We start from the raw sequence: 24,683 nt of genomic DNA, 5'->3' as shown, positions 1-24,683 counted from the left end.
CCAGAACGGCCGGCAGGGGCGGCGCGGGCAGCGGGCGCGACAGCACAGAAAAGGCCCGGCCGCGTCCCTGCGGACAGCGGCCGGGCCGGTGGCGCCGCCGTCAGCTTTGCGGGCCGAGGGTGGCCGGGGCCGGGGCGGCGGGGGCGCCGTGGGGCGCGGCGGCGCCCGCCCCGTGGCTCGCCCCCTCGGGGGCGCCGGCTTCCATGGTCCCGTGCCCGTGCTGGGTGAGCGGCCGGTTGCCCGAGAGCGCCCGCAGCAGCACGTAGAACACCGGCGTCAGAAAGATGCCGAACACCGTGACCCCGATCATGCCCGAGAACACCGCCACGCCCATGGCATGGCGCATCTCCGCCCCCGCGCCGATGGAGGTGACGAGGGGCACCACGCCCATGATGAAGGCCAGCGAGGTCATCAGGATCGGCCGCAGCCGCAGCCGGCTCGCCTCCATGGCCGCGGCCACCGGGGTGCGGCCGGCGAACTCCAGCTCGCGCGCGAACTCCACGATGAGGATGGCGTTCTTGGCCGAGAGGCCCACCAGCACGATGAGGCCGATCTGGGTGAAGACATTGTTGTCCCCGCCCGAGAGCCACACCCCGGTCATGGCCGCCAGCAGGCCGGTGGGCACGATCATGATGATCGCCAGCGGCAGCATCAGGCTCTCATACTGGGCGGCCAGCACCAGGAACACCAGGAAGATGGCCAGCGGAAACACCCACACCGCCGAATTGCCGGCCAGGATGTCCTGGTAGGTCAGCTCGGTCCATTCGAAGGCAAAGCCCTTGGGCAGGGTCTCAGCCGCGATGCGCTCCACCACCTGCTGCGCCTCGCCGGAGGAGAAGCCGGGGGCGGCGCCGCCGTTCACGTCCGCCGAGAGGAAGCCGTTGTAGCGCATGGCCCGCTCCGGCCCCGCCGCGGAGCGCACCTTCAGCAATGCGGAGAGCGGGATCATCTCGCCGGAGGCCGAGCGCACCTTCAGCCCGCCCACGTCGTCGGCACGGGCGCGGAACGGGGCGTCGGCCTGCACCCGGACCGTGTAGGTGCGTCCGAACTTGTTGAAATCGTTCACATAGGCCGATCCAAGATAGATCTGCATGGTGTCGAACACATCGGTCACCGCCACCCCCAACTGGCGCGCCTTCACCCGGTCGATGTCGGCGAACAGCTGCGGCACGTTCACCTGGTAGGAGGAGAACAGGCCGGCCAGCTCCGGCGCCTGCGACGCCTTGGCGAGGAAGGCGCGGGTGGCGGCATCCAGCGCCTCGTAGCCGAGGCCGGCGCGGTCCTCGATCTGCAGCTTGAAGCCGCCGATGGTGCCCAGCCCCTGCACCGGGGGCGGCGGGAACATGGCGATCATGGCCTCGGGAATGGCGGCGAACTTCTGGTTCAGCTGCATGGCGATGGCGCCGCCGCCCAGGTCCGGCCGGGTGCGCTCCTCGAACGCCTTCAGGCCGACGAAGACGATGCCGGAATTGGACGAGTTGGTGAAGCCGTTGATGGAGAGGCCGGGGAAGGCGATGGCCGATTCCACCCCCTCCTGCTTCAGGGCGATGTCGCTCATGGCGCGGATCACCGCCTCGGTGCGGTCGAGGGTGGCGCCGTCGGGGAGCTGGGCGAAGCCCACCAGATACTGCTTGTCCTGCCCCGGCACGAAGCCGGGCGGCACGGTGCGGAACAGCACCACGGTGAGGCCCACCAGCGCCACATAAAGGCCCATCATCAGCGCCTTGTGGCGGATGACCCCGCCCACCACCGACCCATAGCCGCCCGAGCCGGCGACGAAGGCGCGGTTGAAGCCGCGGAAGAACCAGCCGAACAGCCGGTCCATGGCGCGGGTGAGCCAGTCCTTGGGCGCATCATGCCCCTTCAGCAGCAGCGCCGAGAGGGCCGGCGACAGGGTGAGGGAATTGACCGCCGAGATCACCGTGGAAATGGCGATGGTGAGGGCGAACTGCTTGTAGAACTGGCCGGTGAGCCCGGTGATGAAGGCCAGCGGCACGAACACCGCGATGAGCACCAGGGCAATGGCGATGATGGGGCCGGACACCTCCCGCATGGCCTTGTAGGTGGCCTCGCGCGGGGCGAGGCCACCGGCGATGTTGCGCTCCACATTCTCCACCACCACGATGGCGTCATCCACCACGATGCCGATGGCCAGCACCAGCCCGAACAGGGTGAGCGCATTGATGGAGAAGCCGAACACATACATCACCGCGAACGTGCCGACGATGGACACCGGCACCGCCAGAAGCGGGATGATGGAGGCCCGCCAGGTCTGCAGGAACACGATCACCACCAGCACCACCAGCGCGATGGCTTCGAGCAGCGTGTGGACCACCGCGTCGATGGAGGCGCGCACGAACTGGGTGGTGTCGTAGACGATGGAATAGTCCACCCCCTCCGGCATGTTGCCCTTGATCTCCTCCATCACCCGGCGCACCTCGTCGGCGATGCGGATGGCGTTGGAGCCGGGCGCCTGGAAGATCGGCACCGCCACGGCGGAGGTGTTGTTGAGCAGCGAGCGCAGGGCATATTCGGAGGCGCCCAGCTCGATGCGGGCGATGTCGCGCAGATGCACGATCTCGCCATTGGCGCCGCTCTTCACCACGATGTCGCCGAACTCCTCCTCGTTGGCGAGGCGGCCCTGGGCGTTGATGGACAATTGCAGGTCGAGGCCCGGCAGGCCGGGGGAGGCGCCCACCACGCCGGCCGCCGCCTGCACGTTCTGGGCGCGGATCTCGCGTACCACGTCGGCGGCGGAAAGCCCGTGCTCGGCCACCTTCTGCGGATCGAGCCAGACCCGCATGGAATAGTCGCCGGCACCGAACAGCTGCACCTGCCCCACACCCTCGACGCGGGCCAGGCGGTCCTTCACGTTCAAGACCGCGTAATTGCGCAGGTAGGTGGTGTCGTAGCGCCCGTTGGGGGAGGTGAGATGCACCACCATGGTGAGGTCCGGCGACGACTTCACGGTGGTGACGCCGAGCCGGCGCACCTCCTCCGGCAGGCGCGGCTCGGCCTGGGAGATGCGGTTCTGCACCAGCTGCTGCGCCTTGTCCGGGTCGGTGCCGAGGCGGAAGGTGACGGTCAGCGTCATGATGCCGTCGGTGGTGGCCTGGCTGGACATGTAGAGCATGTCCTCCACCCCGTTGATGGATTCCTCCAGCGGGGTGGAAACGGTCTCGGCGATCACCTTCGGGTTGGCGCCGGGATAGGTGGCGCGCACCACCACCTGGGGCGGCACCACCTCGGGATATTCCGAAATGGGCATGGCCCGCATGGCCAGCAGCCCGGCAAGGAAGATCATGACCGACAGCACCCCCGCGAAGATGGGGCGGTCGATGAAGAAGCGGGACAGGTTCATGGCACCTTCCTCCACGGGAGGCGGCTGATCGGCGTTTCATGGAACGCGGAACGCGGGAGCCCGGGGTCCGGCGCGGATGCCGCGGCGGGCCGGGGGCGGAAAAGGCGGGTGAGGAGCGCGCCGTTTGTCGGGGGCGTGACGCCCGGCGCACCCCTCACCCAACCCTCTCCCATGCGGGGGAGAGGGAACGTGTTCGGATCGATCCCGGGCGCACCCGGCGGGCCGGGGCGCGGCCCGGTTCAACGGGGCACGGGGCGGGGCACCGTGCCACGGCTCCCTGTGAGCGGATGGCGCCCTAGTGGATCAACCGAAACGGATGGTTCCCATCCGTTTCGAAAAGTTGATCCACCAGATCAATGCGTTGTGGTTCGACTTGGTCGCGGCAGATGGGTTCCATCTGTCGCGGTCGAACCACTAGTTGGCGGCCTTGGCGGGGCTCGCCACCTCGCTCACCCGCATGGGCACCGGCTGGGGCGCCACCACGGCGCCGGGGCGCACCCGGTGGAGGCCGTTGACCACCACCCGTTCGCCGGCGACAAGGCCGCTCGTCACCACCCGCAGGCCATCCACCGGGGCGCCGAGGGTGACCTCCCGCCAGTTGGCCTTGTTGTCGGCATCCACCACCAGCACGAACTTCTTGTCCTGGTCGGTGCCCACCGCCCGCTCGCTCACCAGCAGCGCCGGCGCGGTGGTGGCCTGCCCCATTTCCAGCCGGGCGAACTGGCCGGGCAGCAGGCGCCCGTCGGCATTGTCGAATTCGGCGCGCACCCGCACCGTGCCGGTGCGCGGGTCCACCTGGTTGTCGATGAGCTGCATGCGGCCCTGCAGCGGGGCGCCGCCCGCCGCGGTGGTCATCATCACCGGAATGCGGTGCAGCTCGCCGGTCAGGTCGGCGGCGGAGCCGAGGCTGGCGAGGGCGCGGGCCACCACCGTCTCGTAGGCATTGAAGCTGGCATAGATGGGGTCCACGGACACCAGCGTGGTCAGCACCGGCGCGCCGGGGCCGGCCGCCACCAGATTGCCCACGGTGATCTCGGACTTGCCCACCCGGCCGGAAACCGGGGCGCGCACCGAGGTGTAGCCGAGATTGAGCCGCGCCGACTGGAGCTTGGCCTCGGCGGCGCGCTGGGCCGCCTGCGCCGCGCGCTGGCCGTTCACCCGCTCGTCGAGGTCGCGCTGGGAGACGGTGCGGGAATTCCACAGGCGCTGCCCGCGCTCCAGCTCGTTCTGGGCCAATTGCACCCGGGCTTCGGCGGCGGCCACCTGGGCCTGGGCCTCGTCCACCTCCGCCTGGAACGGCTCGGGGTCGATGGAGACGAGCAGGTCGCCGGCCTTCACCAGCGCGCCCTCGCGGAAATGCACCGCCTTGATGGCGCCGGCGACGCGCGAGCGCACCTCCACCCGCTCCACCGCCTCCAGCCGGCCGGAGAAGGTGTCGTACATGCGCGCCTCCCGCGGCTCCACGGTGGCGACGGACACCGGCACCGCCGCCGGCGCCAGCGCCGCCCTGGCGGGATCGCTGGCGCGGGCATCGCCCGCCGGCAGCACCGCCAGGGTGGCGAGGGTCGAGGCCCCGGCGGCGAAGGCGACGAGCAGGACGCGGGCGCCGATGGGGCTGGACAGGAAACGGAAGATTCGGCTCATGGGGGGCAGTCCTTGTGTCCGATCTGTCAAAGGACGGGCGAGGCGGCGGCCTGCCGACGCACCCATGCGGATTCGAGAAAGCCGGCGAAGAGCGCGCGCAGCGCGTCCGCCAGGGCCGGCAGCGGCATGGCGGGCGCAGGCCCCGCCGCACCGGCGGCATCCTGGGTCTCATCCGGCCGCCTGCAGCCGGTGGGCGGCAGAACCTCCAGCGTCACCGGCACCCCGGCCTGGGCGAGGGCGCGGGCGTAGCGCACGCTCTCGTCCCGCATGGGATCGTCCTGCGCGCTGACCACCAGGGCCGGCGCGAGCCCGGCGAGGCGGGCGGAGGTGAGCGGCGCCGCATAGGGATGGGCGCCCTTGTCGGCCGAGCCGAGGTATTTCTGCCAGCCGTCCGCCCAGCGGCAGCCCGCCACCCCCGCGTCCGCCTGGCGGGCCGAGGCGGTGGCAAGGCAGGGGTCCAGCATGGGCGACATGAGGATCTGCCCGGCCAGCGGCGGCGCCTGCTGGTCGCGCGCCATCATGGCGAGGCCGGCGGCAAGGTTGCCGCCCGCCTGCTCCCCGGCCACGAACAGCCGGGACGCCTTGCCGGCGAAGCTGCCGCGCAGCCGGTGCAGGGCGCACAGCGCGGCATAGGCGGCGGTGAGCGCATAGGGAAAGGGGTGCTCGCAGGCCAGCGGATATTCGATGGAAACCACCACCGCCCCGGCCTGGGCCAGAAGGCTCGCCACCACGGCGCCGCACTCCAGCGTGCCGTCGGTGAAGGCGCCGCCGTGCAGGTAGAGCACCAGCGGCGCCGCCCGCTTCGCACCGCCGCCATAGAGGCGGGCCGGCAGGGCGCCGGCCTCGGTCTCGATGTGCGTTTGCGTGAAGGGCGTGTGCATGGTGGTCCGTCCCTGCCGGCGCGCCGTTCGCGCCTTGTGCAGTGCATGCAAGCTACTGGACCGTTTCAGGTGGATAAACCGCCACTGCGTGATAACATTGTTCATATAAGTAAATAATCGCCCGTGTTGCGGCGGGCGGAAGGGGCCATCATGGACCAGCTTGCTGCAATGCGTGCGTTCGTGCGGGTGGTGGAGACGGGCAGCTTCACCCGCGCCGCCGACCTGCTGGGCATGCCCAAGGCGACCCTCACCAAGCACATCCAGGGCCTTGAGACCCATCTGCGCACCCGCCTCATGAACCGCACCACCCGGCGCGTGACGGTGACCCCCGACGGCGCCGCCTATTATGAGCGGGCCCTGGCCATCCTCAGCGACGTGGACGAGCTGGACGGCTCCATGTCGTCCTCCCAGGCGAGCCCGCGCGGGCGGCTGCGCATCGACCTGCCCCCGTCCCTCGCCATCATCATCCTCATCCCGGCCCTGCCGGACTTCCTGGCCCGGTACCCGGACATCGAGGTGGATGTGGGCTGCACCGACCGGCCGGTGGACCTGCTGGGCGAGAATGTGGACTGCGTGATCCGCGCCGGCACGCTGGGCGATCCCTCCCTCATCGCCCGGCGCATCGGCGAGATTCCCTTCGTCGCGGTGGCATCGCCCGGCTACATCGCCCGCCACGGCGCCCCCCGCCACCCGCGGGAGCTGGAGGACGGTCATTTCGTGGTGCGCTATTTCAGTGCCCATACGGGCCGCCACTATCCGTTCGAGTTCCGGCGCGGGGACGAAACGCTGGAGGTGCAGGGGCGCTATCGCATCGCCTGCAACGAGGGCACCGCCTATCTCGCCGCCGGCCTCGCCGGTGCCGGCGTGCTCATGGCGCCCGCCTACATGGTGCAGGAGCATGTGGGCAGCGGCGCGCTCGTGCCCGTCCTGTGCGGCTGGGATACCGACCCCCTGCCGGTGCACGTGGTCTATCCACCGAGCCGCCACCTCTCCAACCGCCTGCGGGTGTTCGTGGACTGGGTGGCCCAGCTGTTCGCCACCTCCGACCTGATCTTGAACCGCAGCACCCTGCCCCGCCCCTGACCCGGCGCGGCCCGCATCTTGCTACGCTTGTGCCGGCGCTGCGCAGCCGCGCCGCCGGAACCGAGCCATGCCTTTGATAAAGCCGGAGAATGCCGCCCGCACGGCGCCCCGCCCGCCGCGGCGCAAAGACGACAGCCGCCACGCCCTAAGGGGGATATCATGACGCAAGGCCTGCCGCCGGCCATCACCCCGGGGCCCAAGATCGCCGCCCTCTCCTGCGGCAAGCCGGTGTTCCTGGTGGTGCTGCTGCATGGCGAGGGCAGCGACGGGCAGGCGGTGATCGACCTGGCGCTGAACTGGGCCCCCACCATGCCCAAGGCGGATTTCCTCGCCGCGCAGGCCCCCTTCCCCTGTGCCGGCGGCGGGCGGCGATGGTTCGAGAGCGGCGGGATGACCCCGCAGGCGGTGGAGGCGGGCCTGCGCGCCGCCGCCCCCCAGCTCGACGCCTTCCTGGACGAAATGCTGGCGCAGCGCCGGCTGGACGACAGCCACCTGGCACTGGTGGGCTTCTCCCAGGGCGCCATGCTGGCCCTGCACGTGGGCCTGCGCCGGCCCCGCACCCCGGCATCCATCGTCGCCTTCTCCGGCGCCCTGTTCGACCTCGACGGGCTGGAGCAGGAGATCAGCGCCCGCCCGCAGGTGCTGATGATCCACGGCGAGGCCGACGAGGTGGTGCCCTTCGCCGCCATGACCGCCACCCGCGAGCGCCTGAAGGCCCTCGGCGTGCCGGCCAAGGGCATGCGGCGGCCGGGCCTCGGCCACGCCAGCGACGACGACGGCGTGATCGCCGCCGGCGACTTCCTCTCCGCCACCGTGGTGCGCAAGCCTGCCGCCGGGCCGGCCGACCATGACCATGACGACCATGACGGCCATGACGGCCACGATGCGCCCGCCGCCGGCGGGCATCCCTGATCCCCCGGCACACAGGACACAGACGTGATGCAGCCCGTTCCCCCCGCCCTGAAGCGCTTCATCTGGGACATCCAGTCCATGGTGGAGCTGGCGGACAGCGAGCGCGAGATCCTCATGATCGGCCGCGACCTCATGGTGCGCCTGGTGGCCGCCGACGACTGGCTTCCCGCCGCCTTCGCCACGGCGGAGGACGCGCCCTTCCGCCAGTTCCAGCTCTATGCGGACGCAATGGAGCGCTTCTGCGTGGTGGCCACCGTGATCGGCGCGGGGCAAAGCCTGCCCCTGTGCCGGGAACCGGTGTGGGACATCACCGGCGTGCTGCGCGGCGGCCTCACCCGGCAGGCCTTCGCGCTGCCGGAGGGGGCGCCGCCGGTGGCGCAGGGCGCCGCGCGGCTGCTGACGGCGGGAATGGTGGCCACCTTCTCCCCCGCCGCCGGCGCCGCGGGCCTTGCGATGGCCTGCCCCGCCGGCCCCGGCGGGGCCATCGCCATCCAGGTGCATGGCGGGGAACTGGCAGGGCTGGAGCGGACCACGGTGGATGCCGAGGGCCGGCAGGGCCGCTTCACCACCCGCTACGCCAACCCGCCGGAGGCGCCGGCCTACGACATCCTCACCATCCAGACGCAGATCGTGGATTAGAGCGCGATCCGCCCATATGGAGCCGCGGCGCGGCTCCATATGGGCGGTGAATCGCCCTCTCACTTGAGGATAACGCGTTCTCTGGGGCGCGATCCGTTCACAGGCCGGCCGCCGCCTCGGCGATGATTTCGAACGAGCGCAGCCGCGCCGCGTGGTCGAACACGTCGGACACCACCATCACTTCGTCCACCCCGGTCTGCGCCACGAAGGCCGCCAGCCCCGCGCGCACCGCCTGCGGCCCGCCCACCACGGAGCGCGCCAGCATCCGCATGGCCTGCACCTTCTCCAGCGGGCTCCAATAGGTCTCGATATCGTCGATGGGCGGCTTGCTGAGGCCGCGCGCGCCGCGGAAAATATCGGCGAAGGACATCTGCTGGGTGGTGGCCAGCCGGCGGGCGGTGGCGTCGTCCCCGGCGGCGATCACATTGATGCCGGCCATGGCATAGGGCTTTTGCGCCTGGGCCGAGGGGCGGAAGCTCTCGCGGTAGATTTCGAGGGCGGGCAGAAGGTCCGCCGGCGCGAAATGGGAGGCGAAGGCATAGGGCAGCCCCAGCGCCGCGGCGAGCTGGGCGCCATAGGTGCTGGAGCCCAGGATCCACAGCGGCACCTGCGTGCCGGTGGCCGGCACTGCCCGTAGCGCCGGGCCGGGCGTGTCCGGGGCGAAATAGGCCTGCAGCTCCAGCACGTCATTGGGGAAATTGTCGGAATTGGCGAGCGAGCGGCGCAGCGCCCGCATGGTACCCTGGTCGGTGCCCGGGGCCCGCCCCAGGCCAAGGTCGATGCGGCCGGGAAAAAGATGCGCCAGCGTGCCGAACTGCTCGGCGATCACCATGGGCGCATGGTTGGGCAGCATGATGCCCCCTGCCCCCACCCGGATGGTGCGCGTGCCCGCCGCCACATGGGCGATGACGACAGCGGTGGCGGCGCTGGCGATGCCTTCCATATTGTGGTGCTCGGCCACCCAGAAGCGCCGGTAGCCCCAGCCCTCCGCATGGGCGGCGAGGTCGCGCGCGTGGTCGAGGGCGTGGCGCGGATCGGACCCCTGCCGCACGCGCACGAGATCGAGAATGGAGAGAGCAACCATGTCGCCGCCTGCTGTTGCTGCGCACGCGCCGCGCCCGCGCGCCATGCCGGAAGGTGTCACGCGCCGCATCGTGTGACATGGAACTGAGCCCGTCTGCTTCACATAGGCAGCCGTGCGCGCGGCGGTAGCCCCCCGCCGCAGCCCGATGCCTCACCCGCGCCCGGCGCATGGCACCGCGGCGGCCGGGGCGCCGTCACCGCAGCAGGAAGCCGATGGCCAGCGCGTTGGCGATGTCGATGAAGAAGGCGGACACCAGCGGCAGGATGATGAAGGCGAGCGGCGCCGGGCCGTGGGTGCGGGTCACCGCCGTCATGTTGGCGATGGCGGTGGGGGTGGCGCCCAGGCTGATGCCGGTGAAGCCCGCCGCCAGCACCGCCGCCTGGTAGTCCCGCCCCATGGCCGGGAACACCACGAACAGGATATAGGCCACCGCCACCAGCGTCTGCGCCCCCAGAACCAGCGCCAGCGCCGGGCCGAGCCCGCCCAGGGTCCACAGCTGCATGCTCATGAGCGACATGGCCAGGAAGATCTTCAGCGACAGATCGGAAATGAGCGCCAGCGCCGAGGTGCGGGCCGGCCAGGGCGTCCGCCGCAGCACGTGGGGCACCGTATTGGTGACCACGATGGCCACCAGCAGGCACACCACGAACAGCGGCAGCTTGATGCCGGTGGCCTCCACCACGTCCTCCAAAGCGTAGGCGACGAGGATCACCGCGTTCAGCACCAGCAGCGCGCTGAGGATATTGTGATAGGTGACCTTGCCCGCGTCCGGCCCCACGTCGTCGTCGGGCAGGCCCACCATGGGCGCCAGCAGTTCCTCGCTGCGCAGCTTGAAGCGGGAGATGAGCAGCCCCGCCACCGGCCCGCCCACCAGGCTGGCGATGACCAGGCCCAGGGTGGCGCTGGCGATGCCGATCTCCAGCGCATTCTCAAGGCCGAACCGCTCGGAGATGAGCGGCGCCCAGGCAATGGTGGTGCCGTGCCCGCCGATGAGCGAGACCGAGCCCAAGAGCGGCGCCACCCCCTCCGGCAGCCCCAGGGCCGAGGCGCCGGTGATGGCCACCAGGTTCTGCAGGCCGAGATAGACCACCGTGAGCGCCAGCAGGATGGCCAGCGGCCGCCCGCCGGTGGCCAGGTCCGACAGGCGGGCATTGAGGCCGATGCCGGTGAAGAAATACAATAGCAGCATGTCGCGCGCGGCCAGATCGAACGAGATGGCCAGGCCGAACACGCGATAGGCAAGAAGGGTGGCGATGGCCGCCAGGAGCCCGCCGGTGACCGCCTCGGGAATGTTCCAGCGCCGCAGCGGGCCGACCACGCCGTTGATTCCGGCGCCGGCGAAATAGACCACGATGGCGAGCGTGAAGGTCAGGAAACCCGAAACCTCGTGGGTGGCCGGCATGTCACCTCTCTCGCCTGTCCGGGTGGGGCGGCCCGGGCTTCGCGCCCACGGGGCGAAGCCGGCCGGACGGGATGCGGCGCCGCGTGCGGGCCTGTTGCGGGCAGGACGCGGCATCGGACCCATGAGCGCAATTCGCGGGCCTCTGGTCAAGCCCGCGGCGCTTGCGCCGACCGGCCCGGCACCGGGCGGGGCCGGCGGATCAGAAGCTGCCCGCCAGGGTGCCGAGCGCGATGACCGCCGCCAGGGCGATGAGCGCCCCCACCACCGCCGCCATGACGATGTCGAGATAGCCTTCCTTGTGGGTCACCCCGCACACGGACAGCAGCGTCACCACCGCGCCATTGTGGGGCAGGCTGTCCAGCGTGCCCGAGCCGATCACCGCCACGCGGTGCATGAGGGCCGGGTCCATGCCGATCTCGGCGGCGATCTTCATGTAGGTGGGCCCCAGCGCATCAAGGGCGATGGTGAGCCCGCCCGAGGCCGAGCCGGTGAGCGCGGCCAGGATGTTGGTGGCCACCGCCAGCGACACCAGCGGCCCGCCCTCGATGGAGAGCACCCAGTTGCGCACGTCGGCGAAGGCCGGCAGCGAGGCGACGATGGCGCCGAAGCCCACAAGGCTCGCCACCGAAAGGATGGGCAGCACCGAGGCGTTGGCGCCCGCCGTCATGGTGGCGCGCAGCTCCGGCACCGAGCGGAAATTGATGGCGATGACGGTGAGGATGGCCGCCAGCAGCGCCACCATCACCGACCACACGCCGCCCACCGCCGACAGGCTGGAGCTGCCCCATTCCGGCTGCGCCAGGAAGGCCACGTCCATGCGCGGCAGCACCGCGAACGACATGACGAGGTTGACCACGATGACGACGATGATGGGCAGCGCCGCGAGGAAGATGGGCGGCACCTTCTGCGTTTCCTCGCTGGAGTGGATCTCGGCCGGGTCGAACGGGCCGGCGGTGGTGGCCCGCTCGCGCACGATGGGGTTCTCGGCGGCTTCCTCCGCCGCCTCGTTGTCCGGCTCGGTGACGGGGCCGAAGCCCTCGCCCCGCGCCCGCGCCCGCGCCTCCTGCCGCTTCAGCCACCACATGCCGAAGCCGAGCATGATGAGCGAGGCGATGAGGCCCAGCCCCGGCGCCGCAAACGGCGTGGTGCCGAAGAAGGGCATGGGAATGGCGTTCTGGATGGAGGGCGTGCCCGGCATGGCCGACATGGTGAAGGTGGAGGTGCCGAGCGCGATGGCCGCCGGCATCAGCCGCCGCGGCACCCCGGCCGCGCGGAACAAGGCGATGCCCATGGGGGCGATGACGAAGAAGGCCACGAACAGCGAGACGCCGCCATAGGTGACGATGGCCCCCGCCAGCACCACGGCGAGGATGGCGCGGCGGGTGCCGAGCTTCTGCGTCATGGTGTTGGCAATGGCGGTGACCGAGCCGGAATCCTCCATCAGCTTGCCGAACAGGGCGCCGAGCAGGAACAGCGGGAAGAATTGCGCGACGAAATCCGCCGCGTTGCGCATGAAGGTCTGGGTCCAGCTCGCCAGCAGCGGCTCACCGGAGAAGGCGGCGGCGATGAGGCCGGCCAGCGGCGCCAGGAGCAGGATGCTCGACCCGCGGAAGGCCAGGTAGATGAGGGCCGAAAGGCCGACCAGAATGCCGATGAGACCCATGGCTCACACCCCTTCCAGCAGCACGTCGAGGTCGATGGAGGAGGTGACGCCCAGCTTGTCGCCGTCGCGGGCGAGGAATTCCTCCGCCGATTTGCGCCCCTCCACCTTGAGCATGGAGAGGAAATCCCATTCCGCATTGAGCTTGGAGGAGAAGCCCAGGCCCGCCATCAGCGTGTTGGGCACCATGTGCATGCGCATCTTGGCCCATTCCGCGCCCTCGGTGTTGCCGGGGTCGGCCACCTTGCGCAGCATGGCGATCATGCGTAGCTCCTTCAGGAGCACCGCGTTGAAGGACACCTCGTTGAGCCGGTTCATGATCTCGGCGGCGGTCTTGGGCGTGCCCGGGCGCTCCACCGGATTGATGGGCACGAGGATGGTGTCGTCGGAATTCAGGTAGCGCACCAGCGGCGTCATGGTGGGGTTGCCGGAATAGCCGCCGTCCCAATAGGGATCGCCGTCGATCTCGATGGCCTGGAACATGGTGGGCAGGCAGGCCGAGGCCAGCAGCACGTCGGCCGAGATTTCGGCGTTGCGGAACACCCGGCCGCGCCCGGTGCGCACGTTGGTGGCGGTGATGAAGAGCTGGATGGGCGAGGCCTTCAGCCGCTCGAAGTCGATGCACTCGTCCAGGATGCGCTTCAGCGGGTTGAAATTGCCCGGGTTGAGGTCATAGGGCGAGAACAGGCGCGACAGGAGGTCCATGCCGACGAACATGGGCGAGGAATCCAGCGTCCAGCGCCCCATCATGCGGTCGAGGGGGCCGCGCTGGAACGGGCTGAAGCGGGCGGCGTCCGACACCGCCTTCCAGTAGCGGTCCAGGGCGTCCCGCGCCCCCTGCGCGCCGCCGGCGGCATAGCCGTCGGCCAGCACGGCGGCATTCATGGCCCCGGCGGAGGTGCCCGAAACGCCGTCGATCTGCAGCCAGCTCTCCTCAAGCAGCCGGTCGAGCACGCCCCAGGTGAAGGCGCCGTGGGCGCCTCCGCCCTGCAGGGCGAGATCCACGAGAAGGGGGGAGCGTTCCATGGCGCGCATCTCCGAAAGGTTCGCCCGGCCTGCAGCGGCCGGGGTGGATGTGGCTTCGCCGCGGGCGGCGTTCGTTCTGGCGCTTCCCCCCGGCGGCCCCGGCCTGGCGGGACCTTATCCCTGTGCCAGAGCCGCATCGCCCACCGCGCCGTCCGGCCCGGTCTGCGGCCCGAACCAGGTGACATAGAGCGCCGGCAGGAAGATGAGGGTGAGCAGCGTTCCCACCATGAGACCGCCCATGATGGCGAAGGCCATGGGCCCCCAGAACACGGTGGGGGCGATGGGGATCATGCCCAGCACGGTGGACACCGCGGTGAGCATGATGGGCCGGAAGCGCATGGAGGAGGCGGTGACCACCGCATCCCACACGCTCTTGCCGGCGGCGCGGTCCGCCTCGATCTGGCCGAGCAGGATCACCGCATTCTTGGTGATCATGCCGATGAGGGCGAGCACGCCGAGGATGGCGACGAAGCCCAGCGGCCGGCCCGACACCAGAAGCGCCGCCACCACGCCGATGAGGCCCAGCGGCGCCACCGACAGCACGATGACGAGCCGCTGGAAGCTCTTCAGCTCGAACATGAGCACCGAGAACATGATGAGCAGCATCACCGGCACCACCGCCACCACCGAGGCGAGGGAGGCCGCGCTCTCCTCCACGGTGCCGCCGACGGCGATGGAATAGCCCGCCGGCAGGGTGCGGCGCAGGGCCTCCACCTTGGGCTCCAGCCCCGTCACCACGCTTTCCGGCAGCACGCCGCGCACCACGTCCGCCTGCACCGTGAGGCTGGGCACCCGGTCGCGCCGCCAGATCACCGGATAATCTTGGCCGTAGTCGAAGGTGGCAAGCTGGGAGAGCGGCACGGTGCGCCCGCCCGGCAGGGGCACCTGGAGGGTGGCCAGGGTGTCGAGGGAAACGCGCTCCTCGTCGGTGGCGCGGGCCACCACGCTGACGAGATAGATGTCGTCGCGCACCTGCGTCACCGGCGCGCCGGAGAGCACGGTGTTGAGCACGCCCGCCAGCGCCTGGGTGGACAGGCCCAGCAGGCGGGCCTGGTCCTGGTCCACCTTGATGCGGATCTGCCGCGCCGGCTCGATCCAGTCATAATTCACGGTGCGCGCCTCGGGGCTCGACGCCATCACGGCGGCGAGGTCGAAGGCGATGGCCCGCACCTTCTCGATGTTCGGCCCGGACACGCGATATTGCACCGGCCAGCCCACGGGCGGCCCCAGCTCCAGCGGCGAGATGCGCGCCACCAGCTGGGGGAAGTCCTGCGCCACCACCTTCTCCAGCTTCACGCGCAGCCGCTCGCGGGCGGCGATGTCCTTGGCCACGATCACCGACTGGGCGAAGAAATCATTGGGCAGCTGCACGTCCAGGGGCAGGTAGAAGCGGATGGCGCCGCGGCCCACATAGGTGGACCAGCGCTCCACGTCCGGGTCGTCCGCCAGCACCTTGTCGAAGGCTTCCGCCACGCTCTCGCTGGCATAGATGGAGGCATTCTGCGGCGAAGCGAGGTCCACCAGCAGCTCCGGCCGGTCGGACGAGGGGAAGAATTGCGAGGGGATCAGCGGCAGCGCCAGCACGGAGAGCACGAACAGGCCCAGGGTGGCGGCGATGGTGAGGTAGCGCATGCGCAGGCACGCCACCAGGAGGCCGCGATAAAGCCCCAGCACCCCCGTGGGCGGCGCGTCGGGGTCCGGCACCGCGCCCTTGGCCGGCGCCTTCAGGATGAGCACCTGCATCAGGGGCGTGAACAGCACCGCCACCACCCACGACACCAGCAGGGCGATGGTGACCACGGCGAACAGCGAGAAGGTGTATTCGCCCGCCGAGCTGGCGGCGAAGCCCACCGGCACGAAGCCGGCCACCGTCACCAGCGTGCCCGCCAGCATGGCCATGGCATAGGCCTTGAAGGCGAAGGAGGCCGCCGTCGCCTTGTCGTCGCCGGCCGCAAGGCGGGTCAGCGTCGCGTCGGTGGTGGTCATGGCGTCGTCCACCATGAGCGCCAGCGCGATGATGAGCGCGCCCAGGGAGATGCGCTGCATGTCGATGTGGACGATCTGCATGATGGCGAACACGATCGCCAGCGTGAGCGGGATGGCCAAAGCGACGATGGCCCCCGCCCGCACCCCGAGGCTGATGAACGACACCACCAGGATGATGCCCACCGCCTGCCACAGGCTTTCCATGAACTCGCCGATAGCGTTGTCCACCGTCACCGCCTGGTCGGCCACCAGATGCGGCTCGATGCCGATGGGCAGGTCGGCGGTGATGCGGGCCATGGCCTCGGCGAGCCTGCCGCCCATGGCCAGGATGTCGCCGCCGTCGCGCATGGCGATGGCAAGGCCGATGGCCGGCTTGCCGTTCACCCGGAACATCGGCTGGGGCGGATCGGCATAGGCGCGCCGGATGGTGGCGATGTCGGCCAGGCGGATGAGGCGCCCGCCCACGGCGAAATTGACGTTGGCGATGTCGTCCTCGGAGCTGAACGCCCCGGTGACGCGCACGGCGAGGTTCTCCTTGCTGGTCTGGATCTCGCCGGAAGGCCGCACGATGTTCTGGCTCTGCAGCGCGGCGAGCACCGCCGCGCGGTCGATGCCGAGGCTGGCCAGCTCCATCATGGAGAATTCGATGAAGATGCGCTCGTCCTGCGCCCCGAGGATCTCGATCTTGGAGACATCGGGCACGTGCAGCAGCTCGGAGCGCACCTCCTCCACATGGTCGTGCAACTCGCGGTGGGTAAAGCCGTCCGCGGTGAAGCCGTAGATGATGCCGAAGGTGTCGCCGAACTCGTCGTTGAAGCCCGGCCCCACCACGCCCTGCGGCAGGGTGTGGCGCATGTCGCCCACGCTCTTGCGCACGTGGTACCAGATGTCCGGCACCTCGGCGCCGGTGGCCGAGCCCTTCAGATGGACGAAGATGGTGGTGACGCCGGCCTTGGTGTAGCTCTCCAGATAGTCGAGCTTCGGCGTCTCCTGCAGGGTGCGCTCGATGCGCTCGGTGACCTGCCGGAACGTCTCCTCGATGGTGGCGCCGGGCCAGGAGGCCTGCACCACCATGGTCTTGATGACGAAGGTGGGGTCCTCGCCCCGCCCCAGATTGCGGAAGGCCAGGATGCCGGCCACCACCGACACCGCCATGAGATAGATGATGACCGAGCGGTGCTTCAGCGCCCAGGCGGAGAGGTTGAAGCCGCTCACCGGGCGGCCTCCAGCAGCCGCACGGCCTGCCCGGGATGCAGCGCCTGCACCCCGGCCGTGACCACGATCTCCATGGGCTGGAGCCCGCCGGCCACCGCCACCGTGGCGGGCGAGAAGCGCAGCACCTCCACATTGCGCAGCGCCACCGTCCTGGCCTGCGGGTCCACCACCCACACCGCCGGCTTGTCGTTCACCCGGGTGAGCGCGCTGGCGGGAATCTCGATGACCGGGCCGCTGTCCACCACCACGCGGCCGGTGACGGTGGTGCCGAGGCGCAGCGCCTCCGGCGGGTCGATGAGGCCGACGCGCACGCGGAAGGTGCGGGTCACCGGGTCGGCCTGGGGGGCGATCTCGCGCACCCGGCCGGTGGCCACCACGGCGGGATCGCTGGCCAGCGACACCTGGATCTCCGGGTCGCCCGGCAGGCCGGCGAGCAGCTGGGCCGGCACCTCGAACACGCCGTCGCGCCCGTCCTGCCGCGCCACCTGCACGATGGCCTGCCCGGCCTGCACCACCTCGCCCGGCTCGGCCCGCCGCTCGGTGACGACGCCGGCGGAATCGGCCTTCAGCTCGGTGAAGCCGAGGCGGTCCTGGGCGATGCGCAGCCGCGCCTCGGCGTCCTCCACCTGGGCGCGGGCGTTCAGGAAGGCCTGCTCGGCCTGCTCATACTGGGCGCGGGGCGTGAAGCCGCGGGCCAGGAGCTGGCGCTGGCGCTCATACTGGTTGCGGGTCTGGCTGAGATTGGCGTTGGCGGCGGACACAGCGGCCTGGGCCGAGCGCAGGGCGTTCTGCTCGTCCTGCGGGTCAAGCCGCGCCAGCACCTGCCCGGGCTTCACCCGGTCGCCCACATTGACCAGCCGCTCGATGACCCGCCCGCCGATGCGGAAGCCGTAGGTGGCCTCGTTCTGCGCCTCCACATGGCCGGTGAGGGTGATGGCATCCCCCGCGGCGCGGTTGGCGGCGAGCACGGTGCGCACGGGCCGCGGCTCCGGCGCCTTGGCCTCGGGCTCGGCGCCGCATCCGGCGAGAGCGAGGACGGTGGCGAGGAGAAGGGCCGGGCAGGGGGAAGAGCGCATGGGGGGCAAACCCTCGTTCGGTGTCTGGTCCGTCGGTGCAGCCACAACGTCGCGTCCATTTCGCGACGCAACCTGTCCTCCTATAGCCGAGCCCCGGCATGATCGCCACCCGGCGGCGGCGGCGCTTTCCTTACCACGGCGCCCGCGCCGGGAAGGTGACGCCGGCCTTCGCCGCCAGCGCTGCCGCCAGCGCCAGCGCCAGCCCGGCGAGGGCGAGGCCGGCCACCGGCCAGCGGCGCAGCATCTCGTCGGCGCGCACCGCCGCGGCCATGGCCCGGGCCGCCAGCGGGCGCGCCCGCACCGCAATCGCGAGGATATCGCCCGCCGGGATCTCCGGCACCGGCGGCGCCAGGCGGTGGAACAGCCCGGCCAGGGCAAGCCCCAGCGCCACCGGCCACAGGCCCTTGGCCAGCGCCGCCGCCGTGAAGGCCGCACCCAGCGGCGCCCCGGTCGCCGCGGTGAACAGGACGAAGGGCCACGCCAGCGCCGCCGCGCTCAGGAGCGCCCACGGCAGCAGCAGGCCGGCCGGCGCCCCCTCGGCCTTCCCCGCCCCGCCCCCGGCGCGCGCCAGCAGCAGCACGTAGCGTGCCATCAGCGCCGTGGTTCCCGCCGCCGAGAGGGTGAGCAGGAGGCCCGCCATCCCCTCCCCCACCGGCCCCTTGATGGCGTATTTCGCCAGCGCCCCGCCGGTGAAGGGCAGGCCGGCGAGGCTGAGGCCGGCCAGCGCCGTCACCGCCAGCACCGGCCCCATGCGCCCGCGCGGGCCGCCCATGGCGATGCCCACGGCCAGGAACATGGCGCCCTTCAGCAGCATGTGGTTCACCGCATAGAAGGCGGCCAAAAGCGGCGCCGCCGCATCCCCCGCGGCCAGCCCCGCCCCCAGCACCACCCCCACCACGCCCATCTGGCTCACGGTGGAATAGGCCAGCGCCCACTTGGGGTGGCGCTGGGTGAGGCCCACCGCCACGCCGTAGAAGGCGGTGAACAGGCCGGCGGCCACCAACCCCTCGCCCCAGCCCGGCAGCGGCACCCCTTCCGGCAGGAACCGCACGAGGCCGATGACCCCGGCCTTCACCACCACCCCCGACAGCGCCGCCGAGCCCGGCACCGGCGCCACCGCATGGGCCAGCGGCATCCACACATGCAGCGGAAACAGGCCCATCTTCAGGGTGAAGCCCAGCAGCAGCAGGGCCACGATAGCGCCCTGCCACGGCGCGGCCGGCAGGGTGGCCACCGCGTCGCGGATCAAGGGATTGGCCTCCGGCGCGCCGGACGCCAGCATCACGAAGGCGGCGATCAGGAAGGCCTCGCCCAGCACCGTCAGGGCGAGGTAGAGGTCGCCGGCCCGCCGCGCCTGGCGCGTATCGTCATGGGCGGCCAGGCCGAAGGCGGAGAAGCTCACCAGCGCATAGGCGAGATAGAAGCTCGCCACGTCCGCCACCAGGAACACGGCGAACGAACCGGCCATGGTGAGCAGCCACCACACCGCGAAGGCGCCGCGCGCCGGGTCCGCCTTCAGATAGGCCCGCGCATAGGCCCCCGCGGTCATCCACAGCACCGCCGCGCCACCCAGGAGCAGGGCGCCGGGGGCATCGAGGGCGAGGGTGAGGCGGAACGGATCGGGCGAGACCAGCACGCTGCGCCCGGCCGGCACCAGCAGCGCGGCCAGCAGCGCCGGCAGCGGCGCATAGGCCATCAGCCGCGGAATGGCGCCCCGCGCCCGCGGATGCAGCGCCGCCGCGGCGAGGGCCAGCGGCAGCAGCACCGCCGCCAGCAGCAGGAGGTCCGGCGCGGTTGCCGCCGCAAGGGCCGTGAGGCCGGCGGACGGCGCCGGCAGGGGGAAGGGCGCGTTCACGGCAGCAGGCCCTCCCAGGACAGGGGCCGGCCGATGGCGAGGACATCCAGCGGCGCCAGCGGCACGAAGCCCAGCGCCACCGCCACCAGGCCGAGCCCCAGCGCCACCAGCGCCCGCCCCCGCGCCTCCCGCGCCGCCGGCAGCGGGCCGTCCGGCCGCTGCAGGGCCGCCACCACCACCTTCAGCACATAGCCGCCGGCCAGCAGGCCGCCCAAAAGGATGACCACGGCGATCCACCACACCTGCTGCTGCAGCGCCGAGGTGAGCAGCATGACCTTGGCCACGAAGCCCCCCGCCGGCGGCAGCCCCATGAGGGAGAGCCCACCCAGCCCGAAGGCGGCGACGCTCAGGGGCGCCCGGCGCGCCATGCCGGTGAGGCCCGACAGGCGATCATGCCCCATCAGCTCGGCCATCAGCCCCGCCGCCAGGAACATGGCGGCCTTGGAAAAGGCGTGGGAGACGAGATGCAGCGTTCCCCCGGTCCAGGCGAGCGCGCGCCACTCCGCATCGCCCATCACCGCGGCGCCGGCCGCGAGCGGGAACATGAGGCAGAGATAGCCGATCTGCGCCGCGGTGGAATAGGCGATCAGCAGCTTGAGCCGCGTCTGGGCGAGGGCCAGCACCCCGCAGAACACGATGGCCCCCGCCCCGCAGGCGGCCAGCAGCGGCGCCGCCGCGTCGGCCAGGGGCGCGGGGGTCAGGTCGGCCCACAGGCGCACCAGCAGGAACAAGGGCGCCTTGATGACCACCGCCGAGAGCACCGCGCTCGCCGCCGGCGGCGCGCCGGAATGGGCCGGCGGCAGCCACAGGTACAAGGGAAACAGCGCCGCCTTGGCCACCAGGCCGGCGCTCATCAGGGCGAGGGCGGCGATGAAGGCCGGGGCGGTGCCCGGCGCACCCGCCCGCGCCGCCACCAGCGTGATGTCGAGGGTGCCGAACAGGCCATAGACCAGCACCGCGCCCAGAAGGTAGAGCACCGAGCCGAACAGCGCGAACATGAGGTAGGTCAGCGCCGCCTCGATCTGCCCCGCCTTGCCGTCGAGGCACACCAGCGGCACCGCCGCGAAGGTGAGCAGCTCCAGCGCCACATAGAGGGTGAACAGGTCCTGCGCCAGGAAGGCGAGGTTGAGCGCGCAGGCGAGGCACAGCAGCAGCATGAAGAAGGCGCGCGGCAGGGGTTGCCCGTCCGCCTGCGGCGGGATGGCCGCAAACACGCCGGTGCCGAAAAGCACCGCCGCCGACATGGCCAGCATGGCGCAGGCGAAGCCGTCCGCCCGCAGCGCCACCCCCAGAGGCGGGGCCCAGCCGCCCACGAAATCGGCCAGCGCCGCCCCGCGCCCCGCCACCTCGAAGCCGATGGCCGCCGCCAGCACGCAGCCGAGCGCGAGGCAGGCCAGAGCGGCGCGCCGCCCCCAGCATGGCCCCAGCAGCATCAGGGGCACCAGCCCCGCCAGCGGCACCAGAAGGGAGAGCGGCAACAGGGGGGCGGAAACCGCGCCGCCGACGAACAGGGACGGTGCGCTCACGCCTCCTCCTCCGTCCCGCCGCCGGGGGACGGCTGCTTCGCCGCCGCCTTCAGGGCAGCCAGCCGCATCAGCAGCGCCGCGGCCAGCGCCGTGGCGCAGAAGGCCACCACGATGCCGGTGATCACCAGCGCCTGCGGCACCGGATCGCCGCCGAAGCCCGCCCCCGCCCCCCGCCGCGCCACCACGCCGAACAGCAGAAACACCCCGCCGCCCAGGATGTTGAAGCCGAGGATGCGGCGCAGCCCGTCGCCCGCGGTGATGAGGCCGTAGAGGCCGAGCCCCACCAGGGCGGCCGCCGCAAGGCCCATCAGCGCGCCGGGCGCCAGAAGCGTGGCGAGGGTCATGGCATCTCCTGCGCCTGCGGGGCGGGCACCCGGAGCGCCGGGACCGGAACCGAGGCAAAAGCGGTGACGGCCGCGGGGATGACGACAGGCCTCCCGCGCCCCGCCGGATGGCCGGGGACGGCCCCCGCCACGGCCGCGCCGCCGGCCGCCCGGCCCCGCGGGGCGGCGGGGAAAAAGGCCGCCGCAAGGCCCGCGGGCATCGCGCCGCCGTGCAGGGCGCCGGGCGCCGGAAGTTCGGCCGGGGTCATGGCCCCTCCTCCGCCTGCGGCGGGCCGAGCACCAAAAGCGCCAGGGCCAAGGCGATGGAGGCGGTGGAGGCCACTTCCACCAGGATGATGACGGGCTTCACGAACCCCGCCGGATAGCCGAGGAACACCCCCGCCGTGGCCCAGCCGGCAACCCCCACCGCCAGGAACACGAAGGGGCCGGCCAGAAGCAGCCCGCGCAGCCGCCCACTGCCCAGGGCCGGCGGCCGCGCCAGCCCGGCCATGAGCAACAGCAGCGCCATGGCGGCCAAGAGCGCGGCGCCCTGGAACTTGCCGCCGGGAATGTCCGCCCCGGCCCACAGCTGGTAGAGGCCCAGCAGCACCCCCAGCGGCACCAGCGCCCGGGCCAGGAACACCACCGGGGCTTCCGGCGCGGCCGGCCACAGGGGCGCGGGCGCGTGGCCCCAGTGCCGTTCCGGGGCCAGGGCCCAGACCCCGATGACGGCAAGCAGCACCACCACCGTTTCCAGCACCGTATCGAGGGCGCGGAACACCATGAGCACGCCGGTCACCGGATTGCCCAGCTCGGTGGCGGGCATGGCCTGCGCCACCGCGGGGGCGAGGCTGGGCGCCGGCTCCGGCAGGGTGAGGACGAGGGCGGCGATGGCCGCCGCGGCGACCAGCGAAACCAAGGCCGCGCAAAGACGCAGGGGCAGGCCGGGCGGGCCGGCCGGCGGCGGCATCCGGGCCGCGGCGCGCAGCAGCACGACGCCGGTAATGCCGCTGCCCACCGCCGCCTCGGTGAGGGCCACATCCACCGCCGCGAGCCGTACCCAGGCGATGGCCAGAAGCAGGCCGAAGGCGATGAAACCCACGGCGGCGGACACCGGCTGGCGCTCCAGCGTGACGCGCCACGCGGCAGCCACCAGCGCGAGGCACAGCACGCCATCCAGCAGAAGGCTCACGGCGCCGCCCTCCCGCCCGCACCGGCCGCCCCGGCTCCGGGAACGGCGGCGGAAGCCGTGCCGGTGGCGGCGGCACCGCCTGCGCCATCGCCCGGCGCGGTGCGCTGCGACACTGCCCGTTCCAGCGCGGCTACGACCTCAAGCAGAAGGCTCACGGCGCCGCCCTCCCGCCCGCACCGGCCGCCCTGGCTCCGGGGACGGCGGCGGAAGCCGTGCCGGTGGCGGCGGCACCGCCTGCGCCATCGCCCGGCGCGGTGCCTTCCAGTGCGGTGCCTTCCAGTGCGGCTCTTGCCATCACCTGCGCCACGGCGCCGGAGGCCAGCTGCGCCAGCAGCCACACCGCCACCATCTTCGCCCCCTCCAGCACCCCGCCGGCCTGCGGCAGCAGACCCAGGACGATGAAGCCGAGGCCGGGATTGTCCGCCTTGGCCAAAGCGTGGATGCGGCTGAGCGTATCCGGCAGGCGCAGCAGCCCCACCGTTCCCACCATGAAGAAGCCGAGCCCCGCGCCGACGCAGAGCAGGGTGAAGAGATCGGCAAGCCGGCTCACGGGCGGCGTCCGGGGGTGCCTTCGCCCGCGCCGGGCCCGGGGCTCGCGGGGGCACAGGCCCGGAAGGCGGCGGCGGCGAAGGCCGCCAGCACCGCCAGCAGCACGGCCACATCGAGGATGGCCGCATCCGGCGTCGCCACCGCCAGCAGCAGCAGGAGCGCCACCCCCGCCGTGCCCAGCAGCTGCACCGCCAGCAGGAGGTCCGCGGCCGAGCCGCCCCGCCACAGGCCGGCGAGGCCGAGGGCCACGGTGACAAGCAGCACGGCGGCGCCGGCCAACAGAAGATCAGCCATGGCCGGCGGCCGGGCGGGCGGGAGCCATTTGGGAAATGGCGAGGAAGGCGGCCGCATCCGCCGCCAGCGCCTCGGCCACCGGCGCGGTCACGTCGAGGCAGTGCACCGTCAGGCCCCGTTCGTCGCCGGCCAGGGGCAGGGTGCCCGGCTGCAGGCTGGCGACGGCGCAGAAGGCCTGCCGCAAGGTGGCGTCGGCAATCGCGCAGGGCACCTGGAGCCGGCCCGGCCGCACCCGCACCCGCGCCACGCACACGCGGCGCGCCACATCCACCGCGGCAACCACGGAGCCCACGGCGAAGCGGGCGGCAAAGCGCAGGGCGGCGGCAAGGTCCGGTCGCGTGGCGCCGGGCGGCAGCAGGCGCAGGCTGAGCGCCGCCGCCGCCACCGCCGCCAGGGCCCCCACCACGAGGTCCGCCGCGCCGGTGCGCCCCAGCACCACCCAGAATGCGAAGAAGGCCATCGCCCGGAACACGCCGTGCCGTCCCCCCGCAATCCCCATGTCGCGCCTCCGCACCGGACGCGATGCTGCACCGCATCGCGCGACTCTCATACCGCAAAATGACACCCCGGCGCGAGGGCGCCCGCCCCCGTCCGCAGGCGCCTTGATGGCGAAGGCGTGGAAGCCGGCGAACCTTCGCCGCCGCCTCAGCCGCGGGGGCCGCAAACCGGGGTGGCGCCGGCCATGACCGCAGTGATGAAGGCGTTGATTCTGTCGAACGACGCGACGGTCAGCTCGTTCGACAGCTTCATCGCCTCCATGCAGCCGTTGAAATCCTGGTTGCTGTGGGCCGACAGGGCGGCCACCAGCCGGTTCTGGCCGATGGCGAGATTTCTTAGTCCCAGCAATAGGTTGTCGATGTCCGCCCGGGTCAGGGCCAGGGCCAGGGGAACCCCCTCCTCCAAGGTGTTCCACCGCTCCAGCGCCACCTGCGCAATGCCGCCTTCATCCGATGTCCCGGTCATGAAATCCTCGCC

Annotated in this window: 21 protein-coding genes; 3 read left to right on the top strand and 18 right to left on the bottom strand. The window is 71.8% G+C overall.

The features are described from left to right. Positions 1-100: 100 nt before the first annotated feature. From ACI7BZ_RS11195 to ACI7BZ_RS11185, 3 genes are all read right to left on the bottom strand, one after another. Positions 101-3,361 (bottom strand): efflux RND transporter permease subunit, encoded by a 3,261-nt coding sequence (locus ACI7BZ_RS11195; protein ID WP_414117237.1) that lies wholly within the window; start codon positions 3,359-3,361, stop codon positions 101-103. 414 nt (positions 3,362-3,775) lie between these two features. Next, a complete protein-coding gene (locus ACI7BZ_RS11190) occupies positions 3,776-5,005 on the bottom strand; it encodes an efflux RND transporter periplasmic adaptor subunit (protein WP_414117236.1) in 1,230 nt (409 codons plus the stop codon). A gap of 26 nt (positions 5,006-5,031) precedes the next feature. Further along, on the bottom strand, positions 5,032-5,886 hold the full coding sequence (locus tag ACI7BZ_RS11185; protein ID WP_414117235.1) for an alpha/beta hydrolase: 855 nt from the start codon (positions 5,884-5,886) through the stop codon (positions 5,032-5,034). 150 nt (positions 5,887-6,036) lie between these two features. Here ACI7BZ_RS11185 and ACI7BZ_RS11180 point away from each other — a divergent pair, with 150 nt between their 5' ends. From ACI7BZ_RS11180 to ACI7BZ_RS11170, 3 genes are all read left to right on the top strand, one after another. Continuing rightward, positions 6,037-6,969 carry a LysR family transcriptional regulator gene (locus ACI7BZ_RS11180; protein WP_414117234.1) on the top strand — a complete coding sequence of 311 codons (933 nt, stop codon included), beginning with the start codon at positions 6,037-6,039 and terminating at the stop codon, positions 6,967-6,969. Positions 6,970-7,128: 159 nt separating this feature from the next. Further along, entirely contained in the window at positions 7,129-7,881 is a 753-nt protein-coding gene (locus tag ACI7BZ_RS11175; RefSeq protein ID WP_414117233.1) for an alpha/beta hydrolase, read from the top strand. Positions 7,882-7,908: 27 nt separating this feature from the next. Next, on the top strand, positions 7,909-8,520 hold the full coding sequence (locus ACI7BZ_RS11170) for a cysteine dioxygenase family protein (protein ID WP_414117232.1): 612 nt from the start codon (positions 7,909-7,911) through the stop codon (positions 8,518-8,520). A 97-nt stretch (positions 8,521-8,617) separates the two neighbouring features. On the opposite strand, the gene ACI7BZ_RS11165 is transcribed toward ACI7BZ_RS11170, so the two are convergent. From ACI7BZ_RS11165 to ACI7BZ_RS11095, 15 genes are all read right to left on the bottom strand, one after another. Continuing rightward, positions 8,618-9,604 (bottom strand): LLM class flavin-dependent oxidoreductase, encoded by a 987-nt coding sequence (locus ACI7BZ_RS11165; protein WP_414117231.1) that lies wholly within the window; start codon positions 9,602-9,604, stop codon positions 8,618-8,620. A 193-nt stretch (positions 9,605-9,797) separates the two neighbouring features. After that, the gene (gltS, locus tag ACI7BZ_RS11160) at positions 9,798-11,006 is read right to left on the bottom strand and encodes a sodium/glutamate symporter (protein WP_414117230.1); all 1,209 of its coding nucleotides are present in this window, start codon (positions 11,004-11,006) and stop codon (positions 9,798-9,800) included. Between the two features lie 199 nt (positions 11,007-11,205). Further along, positions 11,206-12,669, bottom strand: a complete 1,464-nt coding sequence (locus ACI7BZ_RS11155; protein WP_414117229.1) for a GntP family permease — start codon at positions 12,667-12,669, stop codon at positions 11,206-11,208. A gap of 3 nt (positions 12,670-12,672) precedes the next feature. Beyond that, complete coding sequence (locus tag ACI7BZ_RS11150) at positions 12,673-13,701, bottom strand: patatin-like phospholipase family protein (protein WP_414117228.1); 1,029 nt, start codon at positions 13,699-13,701, stop codon at positions 12,673-12,675. Positions 13,702-13,806: 105 nt separating this feature from the next. Next, positions 13,807-16,893 carry an efflux RND transporter permease subunit gene (locus ACI7BZ_RS11145; protein ID WP_414117227.1) on the bottom strand — a complete coding sequence of 1,029 codons (3,087 nt, stop codon included), beginning with the start codon at positions 16,891-16,893 and terminating at the stop codon, positions 13,807-13,809. After that, a complete protein-coding gene (locus tag ACI7BZ_RS11140) occupies positions 16,890-17,969 on the bottom strand; it encodes an efflux RND transporter periplasmic adaptor subunit (RefSeq protein WP_414117226.1) in 1,080 nt (359 codons plus the stop codon). Before ACI7BZ_RS11140 ends, ACI7BZ_RS11145 begins: the two co-directional genes overlap by 4 nt. A 130-nt stretch (positions 17,970-18,099) precedes the next feature. Then, entirely contained in the window at positions 18,100-19,824 is a 1,725-nt protein-coding gene (locus ACI7BZ_RS11135; RefSeq protein ID WP_414117225.1) for a complex I subunit 5 family protein, read from the bottom strand. Beyond that, positions 19,821-21,350 carry a complex I subunit 5 family protein gene (locus tag ACI7BZ_RS11130; RefSeq protein WP_414117224.1) on the bottom strand — a complete coding sequence of 510 codons (1,530 nt, stop codon included), beginning with the start codon at positions 21,348-21,350 and terminating at the stop codon, positions 19,821-19,823. Before ACI7BZ_RS11130 ends, ACI7BZ_RS11135 begins: the two co-directional genes overlap by 4 nt. Beyond that, positions 21,347-21,694 carry an NADH-quinone oxidoreductase subunit K gene (locus tag ACI7BZ_RS11125; protein WP_414117223.1) on the bottom strand — a complete coding sequence of 116 codons (348 nt, stop codon included), beginning with the start codon at positions 21,692-21,694 and terminating at the stop codon, positions 21,347-21,349. The genes ACI7BZ_RS11130 and ACI7BZ_RS11125 overlap by 4 nt, the downstream gene beginning before the upstream one ends. A 244-nt stretch (positions 21,695-21,938) precedes the next feature. Next, the gene (locus ACI7BZ_RS11120; RefSeq protein WP_414117222.1) at positions 21,939-22,865 is read right to left on the bottom strand and encodes a hydrogenase subunit MbhD domain-containing protein; all 927 of its coding nucleotides are present in this window, start codon (positions 22,863-22,865) and stop codon (positions 21,939-21,941) included. Beyond that, positions 22,862-23,020, bottom strand: coding sequence for a hypothetical protein (locus tag ACI7BZ_RS11115; protein ID WP_414117221.1), 159 nt, complete (start codon positions 23,018-23,020; stop codon positions 22,862-22,864). Before ACI7BZ_RS11115 ends, ACI7BZ_RS11120 begins: the two co-directional genes overlap by 4 nt. Next, complete coding sequence (locus ACI7BZ_RS11110; RefSeq protein WP_414117220.1) at positions 23,017-23,415, bottom strand: cation:proton antiporter; 399 nt, start codon at positions 23,413-23,415, stop codon at positions 23,017-23,019. Before ACI7BZ_RS11110 ends, ACI7BZ_RS11115 begins: the two co-directional genes overlap by 4 nt. Beyond that, the gene (locus tag ACI7BZ_RS11105) at positions 23,412-23,708 is read right to left on the bottom strand and encodes a multiple resistance and pH regulation protein F (RefSeq protein ID WP_414117219.1); all 297 of its coding nucleotides are present in this window, start codon (positions 23,706-23,708) and stop codon (positions 23,412-23,414) included. Before ACI7BZ_RS11105 ends, ACI7BZ_RS11110 begins: the two co-directional genes overlap by 4 nt. Continuing rightward, on the bottom strand, positions 23,701-24,207 hold the full coding sequence (locus ACI7BZ_RS11100) for a Na+/H+ antiporter subunit E (RefSeq protein ID WP_414117218.1): 507 nt from the start codon (positions 24,205-24,207) through the stop codon (positions 23,701-23,703). The genes ACI7BZ_RS11105 and ACI7BZ_RS11100 overlap by 8 nt, the downstream gene beginning before the upstream one ends. Positions 24,208-24,353: 146 nt before the next feature. Further along, the gene (locus tag ACI7BZ_RS11095) at positions 24,354-24,671 is read right to left on the bottom strand and encodes a hypothetical protein (RefSeq protein WP_414117217.1); all 318 of its coding nucleotides are present in this window, start codon (positions 24,669-24,671) and stop codon (positions 24,354-24,356) included. Between the last annotated feature and the right edge of the window lie 12 nt (positions 24,672-24,683).

This window comes from Xanthobacter sp. AM11 (assembly GCF_047444035.1).
Lineage (GTDB): Bacteria > Pseudomonadota > Alphaproteobacteria > Rhizobiales > Xanthobacteraceae > Xanthobacter.
Note: the sequence above shows the minus strand (reverse complement) of the source record. Positions and strands in the feature narration are given on the sequence as shown.

What these genes read in the sequence shown, in the direction of transcription:
- ACI7BZ_RS11195 (WP_414117237.1), bottom strand. Translation starts at nt 3,361, where the DNA reads ATGAACCTGTCCCGCTTCTTCATCGACCGCCCCATCTTCGCGGGGGTG.
- ACI7BZ_RS11190 (WP_414117236.1), bottom strand. Translation starts at nt 5,005, where the DNA reads ATGAGCCGAATCTTCCGTTTCCTGTCCAGCCCCATCGGCGCCCGCGTC.
- ACI7BZ_RS11185 (WP_414117235.1), bottom strand. Translation starts at nt 5,886, where the DNA reads ATGCACACGCCCTTCACGCAAACGCACATCGAGACCGAGGCCGGCGCC.
- ACI7BZ_RS11180 (WP_414117234.1), top strand. Translation starts at nt 6,037, where the DNA reads ATGGACCAGCTTGCTGCAATGCGTGCGTTCGTGCGGGTGGTGGAGACG.
- ACI7BZ_RS11175 (WP_414117233.1), top strand. Translation starts at nt 7,129, where the DNA reads ATGACGCAAGGCCTGCCGCCGGCCATCACCCCGGGGCCCAAGATCGCC.
- ACI7BZ_RS11170 (WP_414117232.1), top strand. Translation starts at nt 7,909, where the DNA reads ATGCAGCCCGTTCCCCCCGCCCTGAAGCGCTTCATCTGGGACATCCAG.
- ACI7BZ_RS11165 (WP_414117231.1), bottom strand. Translation starts at nt 9,604, where the DNA reads ATGGTTGCTCTCTCCATTCTCGATCTCGTGCGCGTGCGGCAGGGGTCC.
- gltS (WP_414117230.1), bottom strand. Translation starts at nt 11,006, where the DNA reads ATGCCGGCCACCCACGAGGTTTCGGGTTTCCTGACCTTCACGCTCGCC.
- ACI7BZ_RS11155 (WP_414117229.1), bottom strand. Translation starts at nt 12,669, where the DNA reads ATGGGTCTCATCGGCATTCTGGTCGGCCTTTCGGCCCTCATCTACCTG.
- ACI7BZ_RS11150 (WP_414117228.1), bottom strand. Translation starts at nt 13,701, where the DNA reads ATGCGCGCCATGGAACGCTCCCCCCTTCTCGTGGATCTCGCCCTGCAG.
- ACI7BZ_RS11140 (WP_414117226.1), bottom strand. Translation starts at nt 17,969, where the DNA reads ATGCGCTCTTCCCCCTGCCCGGCCCTTCTCCTCGCCACCGTCCTCGCT.
- ACI7BZ_RS11125 (WP_414117223.1), bottom strand. Translation starts at nt 21,694, where the DNA reads ATGACCCTCGCCACGCTTCTGGCGCCCGGCGCGCTGATGGGCCTTGCG.
- ACI7BZ_RS11105 (WP_414117219.1), bottom strand. Translation starts at nt 23,708, where the DNA reads ATGGCTGATCTTCTGTTGGCCGGCGCCGCCGTGCTGCTTGTCACCGTG.
- ACI7BZ_RS11100 (WP_414117218.1), bottom strand. Translation starts at nt 24,207, where the DNA reads ATGGGGATTGCGGGGGGACGGCACGGCGTGTTCCGGGCGATGGCCTTC.
- ACI7BZ_RS11095 (WP_414117217.1), bottom strand. Translation starts at nt 24,671, where the DNA reads ATGACCGGGACATCGGATGAAGGCGGCATTGCGCAGGTGGCGCTGGAG.